Raw genomic sequence first — 24,086 nt, forward strand, 5'->3', positions numbered from 1 at the left:
TGCAGAGACTTTGGGCCCAAACTTTGGTGACAAAGTTTGCGGCGCTCAGCTGCGGGCGGCGCGCACTGTGGGGAAGATGAGCGCAATGGCGCCCCCGGCGGCAAGGGCTGCAACAGTGCTGTTGGTGGCGTAGTTCTGGACCACCACCGCAATCAGCGCCCAGATCACCGCGATGCCGTAGCTTGGCGCGCGGCGCAGCTGGCTTTGCACCGCGGAGGCGATCACCAGCGCCAGAAAGATCGCACCAAGCGCGGCGGTCGTCTCCTCGACAAAGCCGTAGCCTGCGGCCAGCAGCCCCAGCGACACGCAGGAGGCGGCACTGAGCCACCCGGCGTAGAGGCCGACGGGCAATGCGGCAAACCAGCTGTCCTGCACCGGGCTGCGAAAGAGCGCGACCAGCGCGCTGATCAGCATGACCCAGATCAGCACTGACGCCCACACCGGGCTTGCCACCGCCACAGCCAGCCACGCCGCCCCCACCGCCAGCGAAACGATCAGCGGCAGGCGCATCGCGTGCCATGCGCCGTCCTCCGCCCGCCGGAGCGCGCCGTAGCCCAGCCCGGCGATGAGCCATAGATAGATCACCCCCCAGATCGAGAATGCGTAGCCCGCGGGTTGCACCGGCGGATCCTCCTGCGGGACGGGGAATTGTTCGGCGTCAAACCCGCCGAAGTCAGGCACGAAAAACGGCGAGGCGGCAAAAAGGACCGCGAGCGCGAGGGCAAGATAGGCGGTAAGGGGGCGTGACATCGGGCTCACTTTGTTGAACATTCACGGCGCGGCACGCATTGGCCGCCCCGACGCTACTTAACCCAAAAAGGATTCCCGCCAATGGCCCGGATCGCGATTTTCTGCGATGGCACGTGGAACAACCCCGCCATGACACAGCCGACCCATGTGGTCCGGCTGTCTGACAAAACCCCAAAAACACCCCAGCAGGACACCGCCTATGTCGAGGGTGTCGGCGCGGGCGAGGCGCCCAACGCGCTGTCGCGCGGCATCCTCAAGATCGGCGGCGGCGCCTTCGGCTGGGGGTTGAACGCGAATATCAAACGCGCCTACGCGGAGCTGTGCCGCCGCTACCAGCCCGGCGATGACATCTTTATCTTCGGGTTTTCGCGCGGGGCCTATACCGCGCGCTCGCTTGCGGGGATGGTGCGCAAATGCGGGATCATCGAGACGATTGACGATGAGGCGCTCGACGCGGCGTTCCGGCTGTACCGCAAGCCGGGGGTGGCCAATCATCCCGACGCGCTGCGCATCCTCAAACAGCGCCGCCGCCTGTCGCCGCGCGCGGCCACCTCGCAGGCGGATCTGGATTGGCGGACGGTGACGCCTTCCGATGACGATCCGGCCGAGGGGTTTCACCGGGTGCAGATCGCCTATCTGGGCATCTGGGATACCGTCGGCGCTTTGGGAATCCCGGCGCCACTGCTGGGGCCTGTCGCGACGCTGTGGAACGCGCGCTACCAGTTTCACGACACGAAACTCAGCTCGATGGTGCGGGCCGCGCGCCATGCGGTCGCTCTGGACGAGCGGCGGGTGTTCTACAAACCCAGCCTTTGGGACAATCTGGAGGCCAGCCGCGAGGGGCCGGGCCTGAACCACGGCGACCGGAGCCCCGGTCGCCCCTATCAACAGGTGTGGTTCACCGGTACCCACGCGATTGTCGGCGGCTCTGCCCCCAAGGCGCGCAAGCTGACGGGTCAATCGCTGCGCTGGATCGCCGAAGGGGCCGTGCAGGCGGGGCTTGAGATCGACATGGCGGATCTGCTTGACGCCGATCCTGATCCGCTGGCGGAAAGTGCAACGCTGAGCCAGCCGCCGCTTTTGTACGAAATCACCGGCAATCTGCTGCGCTGGCGGGCGGGGCCGGGGCATCCGATCGATCTGCACGAAAGCGCGCATTCCCGCGTGGCCAAACGGCGCGACTACCGGCCGCGCTCGCTGAAAAATCTGATGCCAGAACTGTTCGGCGAGCCGCCTATCGGGACGCAGACGCGCCCCGACCGGCCGGAGCCGGGGCGCTGATCGCCTAGATCAGATCACCGTCGAGGCCCAGCGTCAGCTTACCGCCCAGATAGGGGGCAAGGGCGTCGGGCAGCAGCACTGTGCCGTCCTCCTGCTGGCCGTTCTCAAGCACCGCGATCAGGCAGCGCCCCACCGCAAGGCCAGATCCGTTGAGCGTGTGCACGAATTGCGGCTTGCCCCCCCTTCGGGTTTGAACCGCGCATTCATGCGCCGCGCCTGAAAATCGCCCGTGGTCGAGACGGAGGAGATTTCGCGGTAGCTGTCCTGCCCGGGCACCCACGCCTCGATATCGTAGGTGCGGCGCGCGCCGAAGCCCATGTCGCCGGTGCACAGGATCACCGTGCGGTAGGGGATGCCGAGCGCCTCAAGGATCCCTTCGGCGCAGGCGAGCATGCGCTTTTGCTCGGCGTCGCTGTCCTCCGGCAGGGTGATCGACACCATCTCGACCTTTTCGAACTGGTGCTGGCGCAGCATGCCCGCAGTGTCGCGCCCGGCGCTGCCCGCCTCCGAGCGGAAGCACAGCGTATGCGCGGTCATCCGGCGCGGCAGGTCGGAGGCATCCAGCGTCTGATCGGCGACCGTGTAGGTCAGCGGCACTTCCGAGGTGGGGACCAGCCACATGCCTTCCTCGGTGCGGTAGCTTTCCTCGCCGAATTTGGGCAGCTTGTCGGTGCCATACATCGCCTCGTCGCGTACCAGCACGGGGGTGTTGACCTCTGTGAGGCCGTTCTGATCCACATGGGTGTCGATCATGAATTGCGCCAGCGCGCGGTGAATGCGCGCCACCCCGCGTTTGAGCATCACGAACCGCGCGCCGGAGGTCTTGGCCGCCGTCTCGAAATCCATCGCGCGGGCAACGGCGGCGATCTCGTAATGCTCCTTGGGCGTGAAGGCAAAGGCGGGCTTGTCACCCCAGACCTTTACCTCGACGTTGTCGGCCTCATCCGCGCCCTCGGGCACGTCTTCGGCGGGCAGGTTGGGGATGCGCCCGAGCGCATCTGTCAACTGCGCGTCCAGCTCCTTGGCCTCGGCTTGCATGGCGGCGACTTCGGCCTTCTTCTCGCCCACCAGTGCGCGCAGCCGCTCGAATTCGGCCTCGTCACCCGACGCCTTGGCAGCACCCACCTGTTTCGAGGCGGCGTTCTGGTCGGCCTGCGCGGCCTCGGCGGCCTGAATCTTGGCGCGCCGCGCACTGTCGAGGGCAAGCAGCTCGGAGGACAGCGGCGCATCCCCGCGACGCGCAAGGGCTGCGTCAAAGGCGGCGGGATTGTCGCGGATTGCACGGATGTCATGCATGATACTGTCCTCCAGGGTGTGAATCAGATGGCCGGGTTATGGCCCATCTTGGCGCGCGGGGTAGGGGGCTGATGCGGGCGCGCGCGCGGTCAAATAAGCCGCCGCCGCGCCTTGCAAACCCCCCGGTCGCCGCATAGGTTCTGCCAAATTCAAACGCCCGGCGCGCCCGCGTGCCGCGACCTGCCGCAAAGGACTTCACCATGGGTGGTATCGAGCAATTTATCCCGCTGATCCTGATCTTCGCGATCATGTATTTCCTGCTGATCCGTCCCCAGCAGAAAAAGCTCAAGGACCATCAGGCGATGGTCGCCGCGCTGCGCCGGGGTGATCAGGTCGTCACGCAGGGCGGCATCGTCGGCAAGGTCGTCAAGGTCAAGGACGACGGTGAGATCGAGGTCGAGATCGCCGATGGCGTCAAGGTCCGCGTGATCCAGAACACCATCGCCACGGTCATCAACAAAACCGAACCGGCGAAGTAACCACCCCCTCGGATTCCAAGACAAAGGCGGGCGGCATGCTCCAGATCGGTCTGTTCAAACGTATCGCCATCGTGCTGACCTGTGTGGCGGGGCTGCTGTTGGCGATGCCAAATGCGTTCTACACGGTGGTCGAGGGCCACAATGACGCCGTGCAGGAGATCGAGCAGGCGGGCAGCACCGCCGCGCTTGAGGCGCAGCGCGATCTGTGGCCCGAATGGTTGCCAAGCGGTTTGGTCAATCTGGGCCTCGACTTGCGCGGCGGCGCGCATCTGCTGGCCGAGGTCCGCGTGCAGGATGTCTATGCCGCCCGGCTTGAGGCGATGTGGCCCGAGGTGCGCGACAGCCTGCGCGCGCTGACGCCCGTGCGCCGCCAGCAGGCCCCCTCGGATGAGCTGCGCCTGCGCCTCAATGAGCCGGAAAAGACCGCCGAAGCGTTGCAGATCGTGCGCGGTCTGGCGCAGCCGGTGCAAACGCTCACCGGGGTGGGGGCCAACGACATCGAAGTTTCCGCCACTGACGGCATCCTTACCATCGTGCTGTCGGAGGCCGAGAAATCCGCCACCGACGAGCGCACGATGCAGCAATCGCTCGAAATCATCCGCCGCCGTATCGACGAGGTCGGCACGCGCGAGCCGACGATCCAGCGTCAGGGCACCGACCGTATCCTCATCCAGGTGCCGGGCATCGGCTCGGCGGCTGAGCTGAAGGCGATCATCGGCACGACCGCGCAGCTGACGTTCAGCCCCGTGGTGCGCCGCACCAATGATGGCTCAGACAACGCAGGGATCGGGAATGAAACGATTCCCTCGCTCGACGAGCCGGGCGTGTTCTACGTCATCGAAAGCGCCCCCGTCGTGACCGGCGAAGAGCTGGTCGATGCGCAGCCCGCGTTTGACCAGAACGGCAACCCGGCGGTGAACTTCCGGTTCAACACCACTGGCGCGCGCAAATTCGGGGATTACACGGCCGAGAATATCGGCGCGCCCTTTGCCATCGTGCTCGACGACGAGGTGGTAAGCGCCCCCACGATCCAGAGCCATATTCCAGGCGGATCGGGCATCATCACGGGGAATTTCACGGTCGAGGAATCGACGCGGCTTGCCGTGCTGTTGCGCGCGGGCGCGCTGCCCGCCGAGCTGGACTTCCTCGAAGAGCGCACCATCGGCCCCGAGCTGGGCCAGGACAGCATCGACGCAGGCAAGGTGGCCACCATCGTGGCCTTTGTCGCCGTGCTGTTTTTCATGTTCGCCAGCTACGGGCTGTTCGGGATTTTCGCCAATGTGGCCCTGATCGTGAACGTCGGGCTGCTGTTCGGGCTGCTCAGCCTCATCGGCGCCACGCTGACCCTGCCGGGCATCGCGGGCATCGTGCTGACCGTCGGCATGGCGGTGGACGCAAACGTGCTGATCTTCGAGCGGATCCGCGAAGAGGCGAAATCGGCCAAGGGGCCGGCGCGCGCGATCCAGCTTGGCTATGAAAAGGCGCTCAGCGCGATCCTTGACGCCAACATCACGACGTTCATCACCGCCGTGATCCTCTTTGCCATGGGGTCTGGCCCGGTGCGCGGGTTCGCGATTACGCTGGGCATCGGCATTGTAACTTCCGTCTTCACCGCGATTTTCGTCACACGCCTGATGGTCGTGATCTGGTACGAACGCCGCCGCCCCAAAACAATCGAGATTTGATATGCGCCTGAGACTGGTCAAACAGAATACGAATTTCGATTTCTTCAACCGTTGGAAGATGTGGCTGGGGATCTCCGGCATCATGATGGTGGTGGCGCTGGTGTCGTTCCTGTTGCAGGGGCTGAACTTCGGCATCGACTTCCGCGGCGGCACGACGATCCGCACCGAAAGCCCGCTGCCGGTCGAAATCGGCCTGTACCGCGATGCCATCGCGCCGCTGGAGCTAGGCGATATTTCGATCACCGAAGTGTTCGATCCGCAGTTCCGTGACGACCAAAACGTGGCGATGATCCGCATTCAGGCCCAGGACGGGCAGGAGGCGGTCACGACGGATGTGATCGAAGCGGTCGAGGCAGCGCTGGTCAAGGTGCGCCCGGACATCAAGTTCGTGTCGGTCGAATCCGTGGGGCCAAAGGTGTCGGGGGAGCTGATCAATACCGCGATCATCGCCGTCGCCTTGGCGATCGGGGCGGTCCTGATCTACATCTGGCTGCGGTTCGAATGGCAGTTCGCCGCCGGTGCCGTGCTGGCGCTGGTGCACGATGTCGTCCTGACCATCGGCGTCTTTTCGGAGCTTCAGATCCGGTTCGATCTCGCGATCATCGCGGCCTTGCTGACAATCGTGGGTTATTCGCTGAACGACACCGTGGTAGTTTTTGACCGGGTCCGCGAGAACCTGCGCAAATACAAGAAACGCCCGCTGAAAGAAGTGCTTAACGTCTCGATCAACGAAACGCTGAGCCGGACCTTCATGACCTCGGTCACGACACTGCTGGCGCTGATTTCGCTGTTTGTGCTGGGTGGGGACGTCATTCGCGGCTTTGTCTTTGCGATGATCTGGGGTGTGATCGTGGGCACCTATTCGTCGATCTTCGTGGCCACGGCGGCGCTGCTGTATTTCGGGGTCAAGCGGGACTGGTCCAAGCCCGACGCGAACGCTGGCAACCAATACGCCAATATCGATGCCTGAAACGCTGATCGCAGCTCTGGCGGTGCCGGGGCTGCATTGGCTGGTTCTGGCGGTCTTTGTCGCGGGGCTGGTGCGCGGCTTTGCGGGATTTGGCTCTGCGATGATCATCATGCCGGTGGCGTCCTCGGTGCTCAGCCCGGTGGAGGCGGTGATTTTCCTTGTCGCGGCTGAGCTGATCGGCCCGCTGCCCAACCTGCGGTCCGCATGGCGCGAGGGCGCGCCGCGTGACGTAGGCCTGCTGATCGCGGGCGCCGTGCTGGCGTTGCCCTTTGGGGTCTGGATGCTCAGCGTGATGCAGCCCGCTGCCTTTGGCTGGATCGTCTCAATGACCGTGCTCGCCCTGCTGGGGCTGATGATGACGGGCTGGCGCCTGCGCGGCGCGCTCACCCGGCGGCTGACGATCTTCACCGGCGCCGTGGGCGGCTGGATGACCGGTTTTGCGGGCATCCCCGGACCGCCTGTCATCATGCTGTACATGGCGTCGACGCTGCCGATCTCGGTCATTCGGGCGAATTTTCTGCTCTATCTTCTGGCGCTCGACCTGCTGCTGGTGCCGCTGCTGTGGATCCTCGGGCTGATGAACTGGTCGATCGCCGTGCTGGGCCTTTTGGTAGGCATCCCCAACCTTGTGGCCAACGTCATCGGCGCGCGCCTGTTCGATCCGGGCGCGGAGCGACTTTTCCGCAGCGTGGCCTATATCGTCATCGCGGCGTCGGCTATCATCGGCCTGCCGATCTGGAAGGGGTGAACACATGCGATTGAACGAAGTGGTCTTTAACGACGCCAAACCGGTCGAGGGGTATGGCCCGGGCTTTTTCCGCATCGGGGGGCAGGTGATCCACGGCCCTGTCATCACGGCGCAGACGGGGACGCAGACGTGGGGCGGGCTTGGCGATACCGACCCTCTGGTGGCCCTTGCCGGTCAGACGGACGTGATTTTCATCGGCACCGGGGCCGAGATCGCGCATCTGCCGCCCGAGATGATCGCGACCCTGGAAGCGGCCGGTGTGGGGGTCGAGGCGATGGCCTCCCCGGCGGCGGCACGCACCTACAACGTGCTGCTGAGCGAGGGGCGGCGCGTGGCGCTGGCCCTGTTGCCGATCTAGGTGAGCCTGCGGCTGAGAGATGTGGCCGTCGCGCGCGGCGGCGTGCCGGTGCTCAGCGGTGTCAACCTGCGGGTGGAACCGGGTAACACGCTGATCCTGCGCGGCCCCAATGGTGCGGGCAAGACGACGCTGCTGCGCACCATCGCCGGGCTGCAACCCCCGCTGACGGGGCGGATCGCCGGGGCAGAGGATACCGTCGCTTACGCGGGCCACGCCGACGGGCTAAAGGCGATGCTGAGCGTCGCGGAAAACCTGTCGTTCTGGGCGCGCATCTACGGGCAGCATGATATCGGTGCGGCGCTGGATGCCTATCACCTGACGCAGCTACAGGACCGGCTGGCGGGCTCGCTTTCGGCGGGGCAGAAACGCCGCGCGGGGCTGGCGCGGTTGCTGGTGACAGGGCGGCCCCTGTGGGTGATGGATGAACCCACGGTGTCGCTGGACCGCGAGGCCGTGGGGTGGTTTGCGGATTGTTTGCGCGCGCATCTGGCGGGCGGTGGCATGGCGGTGATCGCCACCCACATTGATCTGGGCCTTGAGGCGACGGTATTCGACATCACCGATCTGCGTGCCGCCCCCACCGAATTGCTGGGCGCCAGCGACGAGGCGTTCCTGTGATCGCGCTGCTGGTGCGGGATCTGCGGCTGGCGCTGCGCGCGGGCGGCGGCTTTGGTCTGGGTCTTGCGTTCTTTTTGATCCTCACGGTGCTGGTGCCCTTCAGCGTCGGCCCGCAAAGCACGCTTTTATCGACCATCGCACCGGGCGTGCTGTGGCTGGGCGCGTTGCTGGCGTGTCTTTTGTCGCTCGACCGGCTGCTGGCGCTGGATTATGAGGACGGCACGCTGGATGTGCTGGCCACCGCTCCGCTGCCGTTGGAGGCCGCACTGGCGGTCAAGGGCGTGGCCCATTGGATCACCACGGGCCTGCCGCTGGTGGTGGCCGCCCCCGCGCTTGGCGTGTTGCTGAACCTGCCCGCGCAGGGGTATGGCTGGCTGGTGGTCTCGCTGGCGCTCGGCACGCCCGCGTTGTCGATGATCGGCACCTTCGGTGCGGCGCTGACGGTGGGGATCAAACGCGGCGGACTGCTGTTGTCGCTTCTGGTGCTGCCGCTTTACGTGCCGACGCTGATTTTCGGCGCCGAGGCCGCGCGCCGGGGGGCTGTGGGCATGAGCGTCGAGACGCCGCTGATCCTGCTGGCGGGGATCTCGCTGGGCTGCGTGGCGCTCTTGCCCTTTGCCGCCGCCGCCGCGCTGCGGATGACGATCAGGTGAGCGACGCTTTGTCCATTGAGCCTGCGCTGGCGGAGCATTAGATACCCCTCATGTCGATCTGGGAATACGCAAATCCGGTCAGGTTTCTGGCCCTGAGCGCCAAGGTGCAGCCCTATGCCTGGGGTCTTGCCGCCGTGGGGATTGTCGTGGGCCTTGTCTGGGGCTTTTTCGGCACGCCGGATGATTTCCGGCAGGGATCGACGGTCAAGATCATCTATTTGCACGTGCCCTCCGCCTGGATCGCGATCAACGCGTGGATCATGATGCTGGTCGCCTCGCTCATTTGGCTGGTGCGGCGGCACCACGTCAGCGCGCTGGCCGCCAAGGCGGCGGCACCCGTGGGGCTCGTGATGACGGTGATCGGCCTGCTGACCGGCGCGATCTGGGGCCAGCCCATGTGGGGGACGTGGTGGGCGTGGGATCCGCGGCTGACCTCGTTCCTGATCCTGTTTCTGTTCTATCTGGGCTACATCGCGCTTTGGGCGGCGATTGACGATCCCGACACCGCTGCCGATCTGACATCTGTGCTGTGCCTCGTCGGGTCGGTCTTTGCGCTGATGTCGCGCTACGCGGTGTTGTTCTGGAGCCAGGGATTGCATCAGGGCGCGAGCCTGAGCCTCGACAAGGAAGAGAACATCTCTGACGTGTTCTGGCTGCCGCTTGTGATCTGCATCGCGGGCTTCACGCTGCTGTTTCTGGCGCTGGTGCTTTACCGAACGGGCACTGAGATCGCGCTGCGCCGGGCGCGCGCGCTGACGGCCCGGCAGGAGCGGGTGGCATGATGCCGGATCTGGGAAAATACGCGGGCGAAGTGCTGAGCGCCTACGGGATCTCGCTGGCGCTGATTGCGGTGTTGCTGATCGTGACCCTGCGCGCCGGGCGCCGGGCGCGTGCGGCGCTGAAACACATCGAACGGGAAGGGAGCCCGGATGCCTAAATTAAGCCCCCTCATGATCGCCCCGCCGCTGATCTTTGCCGCCTTTGTCGGGCTGGCCGCAGTCGGGATGTACCGCGATGACCCCGACGCGCTGCCCTCGACCCTTGTGGGGCGCGCGGCCCCCGCCGTGCCCGAACGCGCGCTCAGCGATTTCCCGCAAGCCAGCGACGCCATGCTGGCAAGCGGGGAGGTGACGCTGGTGAACTTCTGGGCCAGCTGGTGCCCGCCCTGCCGGGCAGAGCATCCGCGCCTTTTGCGCATGGAGGCCGAAGGCATCCCCATCGTCGGCATCAATTTCAAGGATACCGAAGGGGCGGCCTCGCAATACTTGCGTGAGGATGACAACCCGTTTGTCGGCGTGGGGTTCGACCCGCAGGGGCGTACCGCAATCGAATGGGGGGTGACGGCGCCGCCAGAGACGTTCATCGTCGGCGCCGATGGCACGGTCCTTTACCGCTTTGCCGGGCCGCTGGTGGGCAGCGCCTATGAGCAGCGGTTTCTGCCCGCGCTTGAAAAAGCGCAGGCAGAGGCGGGCGGCTAGAGGAACGACAGCCCCAGCGAGATGATCACACCGCTGATCACCAGATGGATCACGCAAAAGCCCATGATATCCTTGGCGCGCAGGCCCGCGATGCCGAGGATGGGCAGTGCCCAGAACGGCTGCACCATGTTCGTCCACGCATCGCCCCAGGCCACGGCCATCGACGCCTTGGCAAAATCAACGCCAAGCGCTTCGGCAGCGGGCAGGATCACGGGCGCCTGTACGGCCCATTGACCACCCCCGAGGGCACAAAGAAGTTCACGATGCCCGCCGACAGGAAGGCAAAGAACGGCAACGTCGCCTCAGAGGCGAGGTTGACCAGCCCGGTCGAGACGGTCGCGGCCAACCCGGTTTCGACCATGATCGCCATGATGCCCGCGTAGAACGGAAACTGGATCACGATCCCCGCGCCGCCCTTCACCGCATCGGTGAGCGAATTGAGCAGGTTGCGCGGCGTGCCGTGCAGTAGGATCGCCAGCGTCAGAAAGACAAAGTTGATGACGTTCAGCGACAATCCGTTCCCGGCCATGAAATACTGGATCAGCCAGGCCACACCGGCGGCTCCGATCAACATTGACAGCACCGGCGTCGTCTCCAGCCACTCGGCGGGGGTGCGGTTTTCGGGAACCTCGGGGGCGTCCTCTTTCAGCAGGGCTGGGTCGATGTAAATGCTGTCCTCCTCCTTGGGCAGCATGCCGCGATTGACCAGCGGCACCGCGATAAACAGCGCCACCACGATGGCGAGGTTGAAGGGGCTAAAGATCGTCTCGGACGTGGGAATGATGCCCGTGATATCGGCAAAGGGATGCCCTTCGGTAGCGATCGACAACGGGACGGAGCCCGCCAGACCGCCGTGCCAGACGATGAAGCCTGAATAGGCGGAAGCCACCAGCAGGCGGTAATCAACGCGCACCAGCCGCGCGAGCTCCTTGGCGAACAGTGCTCCGACCACAAGGCCAAAGCCCCAGTTGATCCAGCTCGCCGCAAGCGAGACGAAGCTCACCAGCAGGATCGCGCCACCGGGGGAGGTGGCCATGCCCGCAAGCGTGGCAAGCCCGCGTTTCACCAGCGGGGTCGAGGCCATCATATAGCCCGTGACCAGCACCAGCAGCATCTGCATGGCAAATTGCAACAGCGCCCAGAAGCCATCGCCCCAGGCGGTGACCACTTCCATCGGGCTGGACCCCTGCACGGCCATGGCGGCCACGGCGGCGATCAGGGTGAGGGCGGTGACAAAAACGAACGGGTCGGGCAGATATCGGTCGACGATCCGCACCATGGGGCGGGAAATTGCGTTGAGCATGAAGATCCTCCTCTGATACTCGAATTGTAGCGCTTGCGCGTCAATTGCCCAGGGACATGCCGGAAATTATCAATAATCGCAAACAGGTTTGCAAAACCCCTATAAACGGTAGCCGCCAGAAACGGTTATGATCTCTCCGGTGATCCAGCGCGCGGCGTCCGAGGCGAGGAATCGCACCACGGGTGCAATGTCTTCGGGCACGCCGATGCGCCCCAGCGCCGTCATCTCGACGAATTTTGCAGTGAGCGCTGCGGGGCGTTCGTTTTCGGGGGTGTTGATGCCCCCCGGCGCCACGGCATTCACGCGGATGCCCCGCGCGCCCAGCTCGCGGGCCATGCCCCGGGTCCAAGTATTGAGCGCGGCTTTGCTCGCTGAATAGCTGCTCGCGCCAAGGGCCGGCAGCACGGCGTTCACCGAAGAGACGCTGATGACCCGCGCGCCGGGGCGCAGATGGGGCAGGGCCGCACGCAAAAGCGCCGCAGGGGCGGCAGTGTTGACGGCGTGATTGCGCCCGTCGTCCTCTTCGTCGGTCAGCAGGGCGCCCGCGTTGTTGACGATCACGTCAAGCTGCCCATGACGGGCGATGATCTCTTCCACGATGTGCGCAGGTGCGTCCGGGTCGGTGAGGTCAGCCCGGATCGCGTGCACCTCAGGGTACGCGGCCAGCAGCGCGTCGGGCGGGGTGCTGTTGTAGGTGATGACCACGGTGCAATCCCCGGCAAAGGCGTCGGCGATGGCGCGCCCGATGCCACGGGCCGCACCTGTAATCAAAACGACGTCTTTCATCATGGCCCTCCGTTTCCGCCAAGCTGCGCATAAAAAAGCCCGCGCCACAATCGGCGGCGCGGGCTTTTGTCTTGTTTGGGCGGGCTTACTCCGCCGCGACGCTCTTGTTGGCCAGATCGCGCAGCACGTAGTGTAGCACGCCGCCGTGCTCGATGTATTCGATCTCGATCGCGGTATCGATGCGGCACTTGAGGGTGATTTCCTTCACAGTGCCATCGGCCATGGTGATGGTGCAGGGCACCTCCTGCAACGGTTTGATCGTGTCGAGGCCCGAGATGCTGACGGTTTCTTCCCCCGTCAGACCCAGTGATTTGCGGGTGTCGCCATTGGTGAACTCAAACGGGATCACGCCCATGCCAACGAGGTTCGAGCGGTGGATGCGCTCGAAATTCTCGGCAATCACCGCGCGCACGCCCAAGAGCGCCGTGCCCTTTGCCGCCCAGTCGCGCGAGGAGCCTGCGCCGTATTGCTCACCGCCAAAGATCACCAGCGGCGTGCCGTTTTCCTGGTGCTTCATCGCGGCATCGAAGATCGACGTCTGTTCGCCATCCGGCCCCTTGGTATAGCCGCCCTCGACCCCGTCGAGCATCTCGTTGCGGATGCGGATGTTGGCGAAGGTGCCGCGCATCATGACCTCGTGGTTACCCCGGCGCGAGCCATAGGAGTTGAACTCACGCGGGGAGACCTGCCGGTCGGTCAGATACTTGCCCGCCGGTGTGGTTTCCTTGAACGAGCCCGCGGGCGAGATGTGGTCAGTCGTGATCATATCGCCCAGCACGGCCAGCACCTTGGCACCCTCGATGTTGGTGATCGTGCCCGGCTCGGGGGACATGCCCTGGAAATAGGGCGGGTTTTGCACGTAGGTCGATTGCGGCGGCCAGTCGTAGGTCTTGGCGTCGGTGGTCTCGACCTCCTGCCATTTGTCGTCGCCTTTGAATACATCGGCGTATTTCGATTGGAAACTCTCGCGCGTGACGGTCTGCTCGACCAGTTCCGCGATCTCCTGCGTGGAGGGCCAGATGTCCTTGAGGTAGACGTCGTTGCCGTCCTTGTCCTGACCGAGCACGCCGTTCGCCAGATCCACGTTCATGTCACCGACCAGCGCGTAGGCCACGACGAGCGGGGGCGAGGCGAGGTAGTTGGCGCGCACGTCGGGGCTGATGCGGCCCTCGAAGTTGCGGTTGCCCGACAGTACAGACGTGCCAATCAGGTCGTAGTCGTTGATTGCCTTGCTGATCGGTGCCTCCAGCGGGCCGGAGTTGCCGATGCAGGTCGTGCAACCGTAGCCGACGAGGTTGAAGCCAATGGCATCCAGATCTTCCTGAAGCCCCGCGGCCTCGAGATAGGCGGAGACGACCTGCGAACCGGGGGCAAGCGATGTCTTGACCCATGGCTTGCGGGTCAGGCCCAGCTCCCGCGCCTTGCGCGCCACCAGACCCGCCCCGATCATCACATAGGGGTTGGACGTGTTGGTGCACGACGTGATCGACGCGATCACGATGGAGCCGTCGTGCAACTGGTAGTTGCCGTCCTCGGTCGCGACATAGCCGCGCTTGTGGTGGCCCTCGTCGCCGGGAATGTCAGCGGGCTCGGGCTGGCCGCCTTCACCTTCCCAAACCACTTCCTGCGCTTTGGAGGCATCTTTCCCTTCGCGGATGCCTTTGACGTAGTTGCCAAAGGCCGTGTGCGCCTCGGTCAGGGCGATGAAATCCTGGGGCCGCTTGGGGCCCGAGATCGCGGGCACGATGGTACCCATGTCGAGCGTGAGCGTGTCGGTATAGACCGGCGCGTAATCCGCATCGCGCCACATGCCGTTCTCGCGGGCGTAGGCTTCGACCAGCGCGATGCGGTCCTCGTCCCGGCCCGTGGTCCGCATGTAGCGCAGCGTTTCACCGTCGATTGGGAAGAACCCGCAGGTCGCGCCGTATTCCGGCGCCATGTTGGCGATGGTCGCACGATCGGCCAGCGGCAGATTGTCGAGGCCGGATCCGTAGAATTCGACGAATTTGCCGACGACGCCCTTTTCGCGCAGCATCTCGACGACCTTCAGCACCAGATCAGTGCCGGTGGTGCCTTCCATCATCGCACCCGTCAGCTCGAATCCCACGACCTCGGGGATCAGCATCGAAATCGGCTGGCCCAGCATCGCGGCCTCTGCCTCGATCCCGCCGACGCCCCAGCCCAGAACGGCCATGCCGTTGACCATGGTGGTGTGGCTGTCGGTGCCCACCAGCGTATCGGGATAGGCGACCTCGTCGCCGTGCTGGTCGGTGTCGGTCCAGACCGTCTGCGCCAGGTATTCAAGGTTCACCTGGTGGCAGATGCCGGTGCCGGGGGCACCACGCGGAAATTGTTGAACGCCTTTTGCCCCCACTTGAGGAAGGTATAGCGTTCGATGTTGCGCTCGTACTCGCGGTCCACGTTCATCTGGAACGCGCGCGGGTTGCCGAATTCGTCGATCATCACCGAATGGTCGATGACCAGATCCACGGGGTTGAGCGGGTTGATCTGCTCCGCGTCGCCCCCCAGCGCCACCAGACCGTCGCGCATCGCGGCCAGATCGACGACCGCCGGAACCCCGGTGAAATCCTGCATCAGCACGCGGGCGGGGCGATAGGCGATTTCGCGCGGGTTCTTACCGCCCTTGGTGGCCCATTCGGCAAACGCCTTGATGTCGTCGACGGTGACGGTCTTGCCATCCTCGAAGCGCAGCATGTTTTCCAGCACGACTTTCAAAGCGGCTGGCAGCTTGGTGAAATCGCCCAGCCCTGCCGCTTGCGCCGCCGGGATCGAATAATAGGCAACCGACTGGTCTCCCGCGGTGAGGGTCTTGCGGGTCTTTGTGGTGTCCTGTCCGACGATAATGGGCATATGTGGCTCCTTTGGCATGGTGGCTACGAGGGCGAAACTCTGCTTTAGATGGCGGATCGCAGGGCGAAATTCAACCTGAAACAGACCCTTTGGCTCCTTGCCCGGCGGGGCGGGGCACACGCGGCTCTCGCGAAACCTTGATTGGTTTTTCGTGCCGATGCGCTCTAGGTAAGAGGTGCCAACGGAATTAGGAATCACATGCGCAGTCTGTTCACCACGCTTTTCGGCACCGCCCTCGCAGTCGCCCTATCGATGCCCGCATCTGCGCAGCAGCGCCCTGTGGTGGTCGAGCTTTTCACGTCGCAGGGCTGCTCCAGTTGCCCGCCTGCCGACGAGTTGCTTCACGCGCTGTCCGAGCGCGACGATGTGATCGCCATCGCGCTGCACGTGGATTACTGGGACTACATCGGCTGGAAGGATGAATTCGGCGATCCCGCCCACGCCGAGCGGCAGCGCAGCTATGCCAACTTTGCCAATCGCCGCGCGATTTACACGCCCGAGATTCTCGTCAATGGTCAGACGGATATCGTGGGCGCGAAGCCGATGAAGCTGTCAAAGGCGATTGCGGAGCACAAGGAGATGGGCCCCGAGATCACGCTTGATATCCGCCGCGACGGCACCACGCTGGATCTGCGGGCCGAAGGCGCGTCCGGGCCGGTCGAGGTGCATGTCCTGCGCATCCTGCCCACCCATACCACCAAGATTACGCGCGGTGAGAACCGTGGGAAAACAATTACCTACAGCAATATCGCACAGGATCTGCGCACCGTCGATCAATGGGATGGCACGGGCAGCTACACGCACAGCCTCACGGTCGATGGGGATGCGCCGATTGTGGTGCTGATGCAGACCCCCGACGGCGGGCCGATCCTTGCCGGTGCGCGCATCGACTAGTCGCTGTCGGGTCGCCAGCGTCGGTGCACCCAGAACCATTGTTCCGGTCGGGCCCGCACCCGCGCGGCAAGGCTGTCGGTGATGGCTTGCGTCATGGTGTGGGCGTCGCTGTGCGGGATCGGCGCCTCCAGCACGGTCTCGAAACTGAGCCCGTCGTCCTGTCGTATTCCGTAGAATGGGATCAACTCCGCGTTATAGCGCAGCGCAAGCTCCGCCGCCGACAGCGCCGTGTGGGCGGGATGGCCCAGAAAATCGAAGGTTGGCGCGCCAAAGACATGCTGATCGAACAGCAGCACCAGCTGACCGCCATCCTTGAGATGACGCACAAAACCGGCGGTGCCACGGCGTCCCTGGGGGAAAACCGGGCCGCCGAAGGCTTCCATCGTCTTGACGTAATGGGCGTTGAAATAGGGGTTTTTCATATCGCGGTAGAGCCCGCCGATGTGATATCCGCGCGCCACCAGTGCGGCGCGCGTGGCCTCGTAATTCCCGTAGTGCCCCGTGACCAGCACCACCGGTCGGCCCTCAGCCGCCGCCGCCTGCAAGTCGTCGACCCCCGCGCCGGTGAGTGGGTTGTCGGCCAGCCGTTCGGGGAAATCACGGGTTGAATAATTCTCGATAAATGTGCGGCCCACGTTGTTGAGGCAGGCCCGCGCGATGCGCTGCCGCTCGGCCAGCGGTTTGTCGGCCCAGACCATCGCAAGGTTGCGCAGCGCGCGGCGCCGGTAGCCCGCGACGGGGCCGATCACATGCTGCACGATCCGTCCCATCGCGCGCACCCGCAGTCCGTAGGGCAGGGCGCGCATCGCGCCGATCAGACCGACGATGACCGCATTGCTGATGTAGTGCCCGGTGCGGCGACGCAGGGTATCGGGTTTGGGGGGCATGCAGGCGCGCTCCGCTCTGGGTTCGCCCCCGTGATAAACCGCGGGCGGGCGCGCAACAAGGGAGCGGCGTGTCAGGCCGCGTCGCTGTCGTCCTCCTCGGGCTCGTTCAGGACCAATTCCCCGCGTTCTTCCATCGCGCGGATGGCGGCGACGACGGTGGACATGGCGGCATCGGCTTCGGCGGCTTTGACTTTGCCGCTTTCCTCGATCTCTTCGCGCAATTGGTCGGCCATGCGGCTCGACATATTCTCGAGGATGTAGTCGCGCGCGGTGGCAAATCCCATCTCCTCGGCCCCGGCCATGGCGATGCGCAGGCTGTCGGGATCGACCTCGCGCAGAATGCGGGGGATGTCGCGCGGGCTCACACGCTCTTCGATGTTGCCGAAGGTGAAAATCGCGCGGCGCACCGCGTCGGCCAGCACCTCATCGGTTTGCTGCAACCCGTCGAGCATGTCGTCGCGCGTCGGCGTGGAGGAGGAGTTGAGGATCGCGCCCAATCGCTCGGCCGCGCCGGTGTCAAAGGCGGGCGTGCGCCGTTCGTCCAGCTGTGTGGCCAGCGACAGGCCGATGCAGTCGACGGCGTCTGGCGTGATATCGGCGGTCAGCGAGACCGCATAGGTGATCTGGCGCGCTACAGGGCCGGGCAATTGCCCCAAAAGCGCTGCCGCCTTGGGCACGTCAAGCTTTGACAGCAGGACGGCGGCGACTTCAGTGCTTTCCGCGGTGATGATGGCGCTCAGTGCATCCGCATCCAGCGCGCGCAGCCGCTTCCACGGATCGCCCGCCGCGCGCACGCCAGCCTCTTTGCGCAGGCGTTTGGCGGTCTCCCGGCTGATCCGCCCCTCCAGCGCGTCCAGCGCGCCCGCGATGCCACCGGGGAACGACAGGCCAATCGCGTCAAGCGCATCGGCGAATTCCTCGACCACATGGGCGAGGGTCGCACGGTCGATGACCCGCATCGCGCCCATCTGTCGCGTCAACTCTGCCTGCAAGCTTTCGGGCAGCTCTTCGAGCGGAATGTCAGCGCCCTCGTTGATGAGCAGGCGCACGACGATTGCCGCCTTTGCGCGCTGACTGATCGTGGTGTCGGGCACCAGATGTGCCAGCGGGGCGTCGGGGGAGAGGGGCATGGGGGAAAGGGCGTTCATCGGAATCCTGCCAGTTGCGCACGGTTGACGCAGATGTGGCGCAATTTCGTGAACAAGCGGCTAAGACCGCGCAATCAAAACGCAAAACGGCGCCCGCATCGGGGCGCCGTTTCAGTCAATTCGGGGCGGGGTTTACCAGCTGAAGGTCTTGCCCGTGGCAATCGCCGTGCGCAGCGACGCTTCGGCCCAGGTCCCGGTGCCGCCGTGGGCGCGGATCGCGCGCAGCTGGGCCAGTGCGCCCTTCATGTCGCCTGCGTCGACCATGCCCTGACCCATGTAGGACCGGGCCAACACGTTGCCGGGGTTCCGGGCAAGCGCGCGGCTATAGTAGGTCATCGCCGCCTCTGTCTGGCCCATCTTGCGGGCGGTAAAGCCCATGTAGGTCAGCGTGCGGTCATCGTCCTGCGGCATGGCCGCCAGCACGACCTGTGCGGCGTCGTACTGCCCGTCGTGGGCCAGCGAGCGCACGGTCTGGTACAGCGTGTCGACGTCGAGCGTGTTGTTGTTGGCGTTTACGCAGGTCTTGGTCGATTTGTCATAGACCAGACCGTCGGCGCACTTGGGCTTTGACGGGGCTTTTTCTTCGCCGCCGCCGGCGGCGAGGGCGGCCATGGGGAGTGAAAGGGCCAGGGTAGTCGCGAGAAGAAGACGCATGGGAAAATTCCTGTAATTGATACGAGTGACGCGGGGTGCGTGCCCTGAGACTTACGTCAAAATCGTCCGCGGTAAAGGGCCGGAGCCGCCGCGAACGATCACTTTAAATTTGCCGGAATGGATCGAATAAATCCGCCCGTCAGGTTGTTGTGGCCACGCAGCTGTTGCTGTCGGCGTCATAAACGGTGCCCGCCGCGCAGGACATCGCTTGCGTCGAATGGCTGCCGGAGCAGCCCATGGCAAGTGCCAGCGAGGGGGCCAGCATGAGGGCGGTGGTGGCGAGTGCGATCTTCAGTTTCATTTGACTTACTCCTTTTGAACGTGACGTAAGGGTAGCGTCCCGCGCGGGGCTTGCAAAAGAAAATTGCGCGCCCGCGCGGTTTGTCGCAGTCAAATTGCCAAAAATGCCGCCGGTTTAGTCGCCAAACACGCGTTTGAAGATCGTGTCGACGTGTTTGGTGTGATAGCCAAGGTCGAATTTTTCGTTGATCTCTTCCTCGCTCAGCGCGGCGCGGACCTCTTCATCGGCCAGCAGTTCCTCGCGGAAATCGGTGCGCTCGTCCCAGACCTTCATCGCGTTGCGCTGCACAAGCCGGTAGGCGTCCTCGCGGCTCACGCCCGCTTGCGTGAGCGCCAGAAGCACGCGCTGCGACATCACGAGGCCGGGGAACTTGTTCATGTTGTCGAGCATGTTCTGCGGATAAACGAGCAGCTTGTCGATCACCTGCGTCAGCCGCGCCAGCGCAAAATCCAGCGTGATCGTGGTGTCCGGGCCGATCATCCGCTCGACCGAGGAGTGCGAGATGTCGCGCTCGTGCCACAGCGCCACATTCTCCATCGCGGGGATCACGGCCATGCGCACCAGCCGGGCGAGGCCGGTGAGGTTTTCGGTCAGCACCGGGTTTTTCTTGTGCGGCATCGCCGAGGAGCCTTTCTGGCCCATGGAGAAGAACTCCGCCGCCTCCAGCACCTCGGTGCGCTGCATGTGGCGGATTTCGGTCGCGATGTTCTCGATGCTGGAACCGACGACGCCGAGGGCCGCAAAAAACGCCGCGTGACGGTCGCGGGGGATGACCTGCGTGCTGATCGGCTCGGGGTAGAGGCCGAGTTTCTCGCATACATGCTCCTCGACCGCCGGGTCGATGTTGGCAAAGGTGCCCACGGCGCCGCTGATCGCCCCGGTGGCAATCTCGGCGCGCGCGGTCTTCAGGCGGCGCAGGTTGCGGTCCATCTCGGCGTAGAAGCGCGCGAAGGTCAGACCCATCGTCGTCGGCTCCGCGTGGATCCCGTGGGAGCGGCCGATGCGCACGGTGTCCTTATGCTCGATCGCGCGGCGCTTGAGTGCAGCCAGCAGCCCTTCGGTGCCGGTGATCAGCAGATCGGCGGCGCGGGTAAGCTGTACGTTGAAACAGGTGTCGAGCACGTCAGAGCTGGTCATGCCCTGATGCACGAAACGCGCCTCCTCGGCGCCCACATGCTCGGCCAGATGGGTGAGGAACGCGATGACGTCGTGCTTGGTCACGGCCTCGATCTCGTCGATGCGGGCGACGTTGAATTCGACATCCTTTGCCTTCCACACGGCCTCGGCGTTCTCGCGCGGGATCACGCCCAGATCAGCCATGGCGTCACAGGCGTGCGCCTCGATCTCGTACCAGATGCGGAATTTCGCCTCCGGAGACCAGATGGCAACCATGTCGGGACGGGAATAGCGGGGGATCATCGGCACACCTTTGCGTGAACGCGCCCTTCGGCGCTGGGAGGAGGGTTGCGCGCGGCATAAACTGTGGGCGCATGAAGGACAAGGCGGAGGGGCGTGCGATGCGGTGGATCGGGATTGTTTTGGCACTGGCGGGCGGGGTGCAGGCGCAGGCGGAGGAATGGCGCGCGATGGACGGGGCGCAGATCGTGCAGACGCTGACCGGCGCCACGGTGGAGTACGCCACTGCCTGGCAGGATTTCCGCGCGTCGGGCCGCACGCTCTACAATGCGGGGCGCGACAGCTGGGGATATTGGGCCGTGCGCGGCGATCTTTATTGCAGCCAGTGGCCGCCGAGCGATCTTTGGGCGTGCTACGGTATGCAGCGTCTCGATGACCGGCTGCGGTTCATCGGGGCTGAGGGCGACGTGACCGAAGGACGCCTGCGCGATTAGGGGAGCACTGCCGTCGTCACCTTCGAGGCGCGCTCAAGCGTGCGGTGCACGGGGCAGCGGTCGGCGATCTCCATAAGGCGCGCGCGTTGGTCGTCGGTCAATGCGTCGCCGGTCAGACGGATGCGGCGGCGGAAGGTGTCGATCCGCTCATCCGTGGCCATGCCTGCGTCCTGCGCGTGCACCTTTTCGTGGCAAACCTCAACGGTGACGTGATCAAGCGGCCAGTCCTTGCGCCGCGCGTACATCCGGATCGTCATCGACGTACAGGCGCCAAGGCTTGCCGACAGGAACCCGTAGGGCGACATGCCACGGTTGGTGCCACCGTAGGCCAGCGGCTCATCCGCGAGCAGGTGGATGTGGCTGCCCGAGGTGATGTCCTGCAGGAAACCGTCGCGGTCGGCCTCCGACACCCGTACGATCCCTTCGGGCGTGCCGATGGGCGGGGCAGGCGGGCGGCGGTTAAGATAGCGGGCGGACCACGACGCAATCACCTCCGCCGCGTATTCGGCATCCTCGGCGCGGGTGATAAGGTGATCGGCATCGTCGAGTGTGACAAAGCTTTTGGGGTGTTTGGCGGCGAGAAAGATCTCGCTCGCGTTGTCGATGCTGACAACCGCGTCCACGGGGCTGTGCAGCACCAGCAGGGCGGGTTTGAGATCGCGCAATGTCTTGGTAAGCCGCTCGGCGCCCGTATCCTCGACAAAGGCGCGCCCGATGGTGAAGGGGCGCCCGCCAAGGGTGACCTCGGCCTGGCCACGCTCGGCGATCTCAGACAGGGCGTCGGCAAAATGGGTTTGCACGTGGCTGGGATCGAACGGCGCGCCCAGCGTGGCGATGGCGCGGATGCCCTCAATGCGCGGCGCCGCGGCGATCACTGCGGCCCCACCCAGGCTGTGCCCGATCAGCATGTCGGGCGCCATGCCCTCGCCGCGCGCCCAATCGGCGGCGGCGATCAGATCATCGACATTGCTGGTGAAGGAGGTATTGGCGAATTCGCCCTCGGAATGTCCAAGCCCGGTGAAATCGAACCGCAGCACGGCGATGCCAAGGGCGGCAAGATGTGCGGCGATCCGGCGCGCGGCGGGAATGTCTTTGCCGCAGGTAAAGCAATGCGCAAAGATCGCCGTGCCCAGATGCGGCCCGGTCGGGGTATCGAGCCGTGCGGACAGGGGGCTGCCGTCGTGACCGGGAAAGGTGATGCGTGAGGTGGGCATGGGCGTTCCTTCGTGTTGGCATGAAGGTGGCGCATGGGCAGGGGGCGCGCAAGACCGCTGACACATCCCTCACGCGCAGGTGACGGAATGATTGCCTCCGGCGGAGGGGCTGCGTATGCCTTGGGCAGGATGCAAAGGACGCCCCCCGCGATGACAGATGACCCGCTCAAACCCGCCACGATTGCCGCGCAGGCCGCGGGGCATGTCGATGACCTGACCCGCGGTGTGGTGCCCGCGATCCACCCCGCGACGACCTTTCTGCGCGATGAAGCCTACGCGACCGGCCCCGACGGCAACGTCTATTCGCGCAGCCACGCGCCCAACGCGCGCATGGTCGAGGACGTGCTGGCCCGGCTCGAAGGCGCGGCGGAAACGATGGTGTTCCCTTCGGGCATGGCGGCGGTCGCGGCGGTGTTCCGCACGCTGCCCGCCGGTGCCTGCGTACTGGTACAAAGCCAGATCTACTGGGGCACAACCGCGTGGATCCGCGATTTTTGTACCCGGCGCGACGTTACCTTGATCGAGGTTGAGGCGTCGGACACCGATGCCTTCACCGCCGCCTGTACCGCGCACCGTCCCGCGCTTGCCTGGGTCGAGACGCCGTCGAACCCCTGGCTGCGCATCGTCGATATCGCCGCCTGTGCGCAGGCCGTGCACGATGCAGGCGGGCTGCTGGTGGCGGATATGACCACCGTGACGCCGGTGCTGACCCGCGCGCTGGATTTTGGCGCCGATCTGGTGATGCATTCAGCCACAAAGGGGCTGAACGGGCATTCCGATGTGCTGGCCGGTGCGCTGGCCACGCGCGACGGGGGCAGCGATACATGGGCCGCGATCCGGGCGGACCGGGACATGGCCGGTGCCGTGCTTGGCCCGTTCGAGGCATGGCTGCTGCTGCGCGGGATGCGCACGCTGCCCCTGCGGATGGAGCGGATGAGCGCCAACGCGCAGGCGCTGGCCGAATACCTCGCCGATCACCCCCGGGTCGAGGCGGTGCTCTATCCCGGTCTGCCCACGCATCCGGGCCACGATCTGGCCGCGCGCCAGATGTGCGGCGGGTTTGGCCCGCTGTTGTCCTTCGTCGTCCGGGGCGGGGCGGAGGCGGCGCTGGGCGCGGTCGGGCGGCTGAAGCTCTTTCACCGCGCCACATCGCTGGGCGGGGTCGAAAGCCTGGTGGAGCATCGCCACACGATCGAGCCGCACACGGGCATCCCCGAGGGCCTCTTGCGCCTGTCGGTCGGGATCGAGGACGCGGGCGATCTGCGCGATGATCTGGCGCAGGCGCTGGGGCAATGAACCTGCGCCCGGCCACACCCGCCGATGCCTCCAGCCTCGCGGCGCTGAGCATCGAGGTCTGGCTGGGCACCTATCTGCGCGCGGGGGTGAGCGGTGTTTTTGCCGATTACGCGCTTGAAACCTTTACCGCCGCCAATCTGGCCCGCCTGATCGCCGACCCGGATCAGACGCTGATCGTGTCGCAGAACGTGGCCGGGATTGATGGCTACATCCGCCTCGACCGCGCGGCCCCTTGCCCCGTGGACGGGGGGCCGGTGGGCGAAATCGCCACCCTTTACGTGCAGCCGCGGCACCACGGGCGGGGCATCGGGCGGGCGTTGCTTGCTGCCGGATTTGGCGCCGCACAGGTACGCGATGCTCTCTGGCTGGCCACCAATGCCGAAAACGCGCCCGCCATCGTCTTTTACCGCGCGCAGGGCTTTGACCAGATCGGGGAGACGGATTTTCACCTTGCCGGTCAAGGCTACAGGAACGTGGTGCTCACCAAGGCGTGTTGACGCATCGGTTGAAAAGGGGCCTCTCCCGGCTACCATTGGGATCTACATAAAAAAGGGAGGAACAACCCC

General features: G+C 65.1%; 23 protein-coding genes and 3 pseudogenes. 15 read left to right on the plus strand and 11 right to left on the minus strand.

Annotated features, from left to right (window positions below; translation table 11 throughout):
• Window positions 1–45: 45 nt before the first annotated feature.
• Complete coding sequence (locus KDD17_RS04545; RefSeq protein WP_212705484.1) at window positions 46–750, minus strand: tryptophan-rich sensory protein; 705 nt, start codon at window positions 748–750, stop codon at window positions 46–48.
• 81 nt (window positions 751–831) lie between these two features.
• Here KDD17_RS04545 and KDD17_RS04550 point away from each other — a divergent pair, with 81 nt between their 5' ends.
• Window positions 832–2,031, plus strand: coding sequence for a T6SS phospholipase effector Tle1-like catalytic domain-containing protein (locus KDD17_RS04550; protein WP_212705485.1), 1,200 nt, complete (start codon window positions 832–834; stop codon window positions 2,029–2,031).
• 4 nt (window positions 2,032–2,035) lie between these two features.
• Here KDD17_RS04550 and serS read toward each other — a convergent pair.
• Window positions 2,036–3,327 (minus strand): annotated as a pseudogene (serS, locus tag KDD17_RS04555) (serine--tRNA ligase).
• Window positions 3,328–3,527: 200 nt separating this feature from the next.
• Here serS and yajC point away from each other — a divergent pair.
• Genes yajC through KDD17_RS04605 form a run of 10 tightly spaced genes read left to right on the plus strand, consistent with a single transcriptional unit; the run spans window position 3,528 to window position 10,316 of the window.
• Complete coding sequence (gene yajC / locus KDD17_RS04560; RefSeq protein ID WP_212705486.1) at window positions 3,528–3,806, plus strand: preprotein translocase subunit YajC; 279 nt, start codon at window positions 3,528–3,530, stop codon at window positions 3,804–3,806.
• 35 nt (window positions 3,807–3,841) lie between these two features.
• Window positions 3,842–5,491 (plus strand): protein translocase subunit SecD, encoded by a 1,650-nt coding sequence (secD, locus tag KDD17_RS04565; protein ID WP_212705487.1) that lies wholly within the window; start codon window positions 3,842–3,844, stop codon window positions 5,489–5,491.
• A gap of 1 nt (window position 5,492) precedes the next feature.
• Window positions 5,493–6,461, plus strand: a complete 969-nt coding sequence (gene secF, locus KDD17_RS04570) for a protein translocase subunit SecF (RefSeq protein WP_212705488.1) — start codon at window positions 5,493–5,495, stop codon at window positions 6,459–6,461.
• Entirely contained in the window at window positions 6,454–7,209 is a 756-nt protein-coding gene (locus KDD17_RS04575; protein ID WP_212705489.1) for a sulfite exporter TauE/SafE family protein, read from the plus strand. Before secF ends, KDD17_RS04575 begins: the two co-directional genes overlap by 8 nt.
• A 4-nt stretch (window positions 7,210–7,213) precedes the next feature.
• Window positions 7,214–7,567, plus strand: coding sequence for an Mth938-like domain-containing protein (locus KDD17_RS04580; RefSeq protein ID WP_212705490.1), 354 nt, complete (start codon window positions 7,214–7,216; stop codon window positions 7,565–7,567).
• On the plus strand, window positions 7,568–8,185 hold the full coding sequence (gene ccmA, locus KDD17_RS04585) for a heme ABC exporter ATP-binding protein CcmA (protein ID WP_212705491.1): 618 nt from the start codon (window positions 7,568–7,570) through the stop codon (window positions 8,183–8,185).
• Window positions 8,182–8,838, plus strand: coding sequence for a heme exporter protein CcmB (ccmB, locus tag KDD17_RS04590; protein ID WP_212705492.1), 657 nt, complete (start codon window positions 8,182–8,184; stop codon window positions 8,836–8,838). The genes ccmA and ccmB overlap by 4 nt, the downstream gene beginning before the upstream one ends.
• Window positions 8,839–8,888: 50 nt before the next feature.
• Entirely contained in the window at window positions 8,889–9,620 is a 732-nt protein-coding gene (locus tag KDD17_RS04595; protein WP_212705493.1) for a heme ABC transporter permease, read from the plus strand.
• On the plus strand, window positions 9,617–9,775 hold the full coding sequence (gene ccmD / locus KDD17_RS04600; protein WP_431358140.1) for a heme exporter protein CcmD: 159 nt from the start codon (window positions 9,617–9,619) through the stop codon (window positions 9,773–9,775). Before KDD17_RS04595 ends, ccmD begins: the two co-directional genes overlap by 4 nt.
• Window positions 9,768–10,316, plus strand: a complete 549-nt coding sequence (locus tag KDD17_RS04605) for a DsbE family thiol:disulfide interchange protein (protein WP_254796890.1) — start codon at window positions 9,768–9,770, stop codon at window positions 10,314–10,316. The genes ccmD and KDD17_RS04605 overlap by 8 nt, the downstream gene beginning before the upstream one ends.
• Here the strand turns inward: KDD17_RS04605 and KDD17_RS04610 are convergent.
• The 3 genes and pseudogenes from KDD17_RS04610 to acnA all read right to left on the minus strand — a co-directional run bounded on the left by KDD17_RS04610 (window position 10,313) and on the right by acnA (window position 15,276).
• Window positions 10,313–11,619, minus strand: a pseudogene (locus tag KDD17_RS04610) (short-chain fatty acid transporter). The gene KDD17_RS04605 and the pseudogene KDD17_RS04610 overlap by 4 nt on opposite strands.
• A 99-nt stretch (window positions 11,620–11,718) precedes the next feature.
• Window positions 11,719–12,405, minus strand: coding sequence for an SDR family NAD(P)-dependent oxidoreductase (locus KDD17_RS04615; protein WP_212705494.1), 687 nt, complete (start codon window positions 12,403–12,405; stop codon window positions 11,719–11,721).
• Between the two features lie 85 nt (window positions 12,406–12,490).
• Window positions 12,491–15,276: pseudogene (gene acnA, locus KDD17_RS04620) on the minus strand (aconitate hydratase AcnA).
• Between the two features lie 198 nt (window positions 15,277–15,474).
• Here acnA and KDD17_RS04625 point away from each other — a divergent pair.
• Window positions 15,475–16,170 (plus strand): DUF1223 domain-containing protein, encoded by a 696-nt coding sequence (locus KDD17_RS04625; protein WP_212705495.1) that lies wholly within the window; start codon window positions 15,475–15,477, stop codon window positions 16,168–16,170.
• Here KDD17_RS04625 and KDD17_RS04630 read toward each other — a convergent pair.
• The 5 genes from KDD17_RS04630 to purB all read right to left on the minus strand — a co-directional run bounded on the left by KDD17_RS04630 (window position 16,167) and on the right by purB (window position 20,579).
• Window positions 16,167–17,057 (minus strand): lysophospholipid acyltransferase family protein, encoded by an 891-nt coding sequence (locus KDD17_RS04630; protein ID WP_212705496.1) that lies wholly within the window; start codon window positions 17,055–17,057, stop codon window positions 16,167–16,169. The genes KDD17_RS04625 and KDD17_RS04630 overlap by 4 nt on opposite strands.
• A 71-nt stretch (window positions 17,058–17,128) precedes the next feature.
• Entirely contained in the window at window positions 17,129–18,205 is a 1,077-nt protein-coding gene (locus KDD17_RS04635; protein ID WP_254796891.1) for a flagellar motor switch protein FliG, read from the minus strand.
• A gap of 132 nt (window positions 18,206–18,337) precedes the next feature.
• Window positions 18,338–18,859 (minus strand): tetratricopeptide repeat protein, encoded by a 522-nt coding sequence (locus KDD17_RS04640; RefSeq protein ID WP_212705497.1) that lies wholly within the window; start codon window positions 18,857–18,859, stop codon window positions 18,338–18,340.
• 139 nt (window positions 18,860–18,998) lie between these two features.
• A complete protein-coding gene (locus KDD17_RS04645; RefSeq protein WP_212706294.1) occupies window positions 18,999–19,160 on the minus strand; it encodes a carbohydrate-binding module family 14 protein in 162 nt (53 codons plus the stop codon).
• Between the two features lie 114 nt (window positions 19,161–19,274).
• The gene (gene purB, locus KDD17_RS04650; protein ID WP_212705498.1) at window positions 19,275–20,579 is read right to left on the minus strand and encodes an adenylosuccinate lyase; all 1,305 of its coding nucleotides are present in this window, start codon (window positions 20,577–20,579) and stop codon (window positions 19,275–19,277) included.
• Window positions 20,580–20,650: 71 nt separating this feature from the next.
• Here purB and KDD17_RS04655 point away from each other — a divergent pair, with 71 nt between their 5' ends.
• Window positions 20,651–21,010 (plus strand): hypothetical protein, encoded by a 360-nt coding sequence (locus KDD17_RS04655; RefSeq protein ID WP_254796892.1) that lies wholly within the window; start codon window positions 20,651–20,653, stop codon window positions 21,008–21,010.
• Here the strand turns inward: KDD17_RS04655 and KDD17_RS04660 are convergent.
• Window positions 21,007–22,224: a bifunctional alpha/beta hydrolase/OsmC family protein gene (locus KDD17_RS04660; protein WP_212705499.1), complete on the minus strand. Its 1,218-nt coding sequence runs from the start codon at window positions 22,222–22,224 to the stop codon at window positions 21,007–21,009. The two genes, KDD17_RS04655 and KDD17_RS04660, sit on opposite strands and share 4 nt — an antisense overlap.
• Window positions 22,225–22,374: 150 nt before the next feature.
• Between KDD17_RS04660 and KDD17_RS04665 the strand changes: the two genes are divergently transcribed.
• Window positions 22,375–23,520, plus strand: a complete 1,146-nt coding sequence (locus KDD17_RS04665; protein ID WP_212705500.1) for a trans-sulfuration enzyme family protein — start codon at window positions 22,375–22,377, stop codon at window positions 23,518–23,520.
• On the plus strand, window positions 23,517–24,017 hold the full coding sequence (locus KDD17_RS04670; protein WP_212705501.1) for a GNAT family N-acetyltransferase: 501 nt from the start codon (window positions 23,517–23,519) through the stop codon (window positions 24,015–24,017). Before KDD17_RS04665 ends, KDD17_RS04670 begins: the two co-directional genes overlap by 4 nt.
• The last annotated feature ends 69 nt before the right edge of the window (window positions 24,018–24,086 follow it).

Source organism: Sulfitobacter albidus, assembly GCF_018200035.1.
Lineage (GTDB): Bacteria > Pseudomonadota > Alphaproteobacteria > Rhodobacterales > Rhodobacteraceae > Sulfitobacter > Sulfitobacter albidus.

Excerpts from the sequence above, each read along its gene's own strand:
- KDD17_RS04545 (WP_212705484.1), bottom strand. The coding sequence starts at position 750 with ATGTCACGCCCCCTTACCGCCTATCTTGCCCTCGCGCTCGCGGTCCTT.
- KDD17_RS04550 (WP_212705485.1), top strand. The coding sequence starts at position 832 with ATGGCCCGGATCGCGATTTTCTGCGATGGCACGTGGAACAACCCCGCC.
- yajC (WP_212705486.1), top strand. The coding sequence starts at position 3,528 with ATGGGTGGTATCGAGCAATTTATCCCGCTGATCCTGATCTTCGCGATC.
- secD (WP_212705487.1), top strand. The coding sequence starts at position 3,842 with ATGCTCCAGATCGGTCTGTTCAAACGTATCGCCATCGTGCTGACCTGT.
- secF (WP_212705488.1), top strand. The coding sequence starts at position 5,493 with ATGCGCCTGAGACTGGTCAAACAGAATACGAATTTCGATTTCTTCAAC.
- KDD17_RS04575 (WP_212705489.1), top strand. The coding sequence starts at position 6,454 with ATGCCTGAAACGCTGATCGCAGCTCTGGCGGTGCCGGGGCTGCATTGG.
- KDD17_RS04580 (WP_212705490.1), top strand. The coding sequence starts at position 7,214 with ATGCGATTGAACGAAGTGGTCTTTAACGACGCCAAACCGGTCGAGGGG.
- KDD17_RS04595 (WP_212705493.1), top strand. The coding sequence starts at position 8,889 with ATGTCGATCTGGGAATACGCAAATCCGGTCAGGTTTCTGGCCCTGAGC.
- ccmD (WP_431358140.1), top strand. The coding sequence starts at position 9,617 with ATGATGCCGGATCTGGGAAAATACGCGGGCGAAGTGCTGAGCGCCTAC.
- KDD17_RS04605 (WP_254796890.1), top strand. The coding sequence starts at position 9,768 with ATGCCTAAATTAAGCCCCCTCATGATCGCCCCGCCGCTGATCTTTGCC.
- KDD17_RS04615 (WP_212705494.1), bottom strand. The coding sequence starts at position 12,405 with ATGAAAGACGTCGTTTTGATTACAGGTGCGGCCCGTGGCATCGGGCGC.
- KDD17_RS04625 (WP_212705495.1), top strand. The coding sequence starts at position 15,475 with ATGCGCAGTCTGTTCACCACGCTTTTCGGCACCGCCCTCGCAGTCGCC.
- KDD17_RS04630 (WP_212705496.1), bottom strand. The coding sequence starts at position 17,057 with ATGCCCCCCAAACCCGATACCCTGCGTCGCCGCACCGGGCACTACATC.
- KDD17_RS04635 (WP_254796891.1), bottom strand. The coding sequence starts at position 18,205 with ATGAACGCCCTTTCCCCCATGCCCCTCTCCCCCGACGCCCCGCTGGCA.
- KDD17_RS04640 (WP_212705497.1), bottom strand. The coding sequence starts at position 18,859 with ATGCGTCTTCTTCTCGCGACTACCCTGGCCCTTTCACTCCCCATGGCC.
- KDD17_RS04645 (WP_212706294.1), bottom strand. The coding sequence starts at position 19,160 with ATGAAACTGAAGATCGCACTCGCCACCACCGCCCTCATGCTGGCCCCC.
- purB (WP_212705498.1), bottom strand. The coding sequence starts at position 20,579 with ATGATCCCCCGCTATTCCCGTCCCGACATGGTTGCCATCTGGTCTCCG.
- KDD17_RS04655 (WP_254796892.1), top strand. The coding sequence starts at position 20,651 with ATGAAGGACAAGGCGGAGGGGCGTGCGATGCGGTGGATCGGGATTGTT.
- KDD17_RS04660 (WP_212705499.1), bottom strand. The coding sequence starts at position 22,224 with ATGCCCACCTCACGCATCACCTTTCCCGGTCACGACGGCAGCCCCCTG.
- KDD17_RS04665 (WP_212705500.1), top strand. The coding sequence starts at position 22,375 with ATGACAGATGACCCGCTCAAACCCGCCACGATTGCCGCGCAGGCCGCG.
- KDD17_RS04670 (WP_212705501.1), top strand. The coding sequence starts at position 23,517 with ATGAACCTGCGCCCGGCCACACCCGCCGATGCCTCCAGCCTCGCGGCG.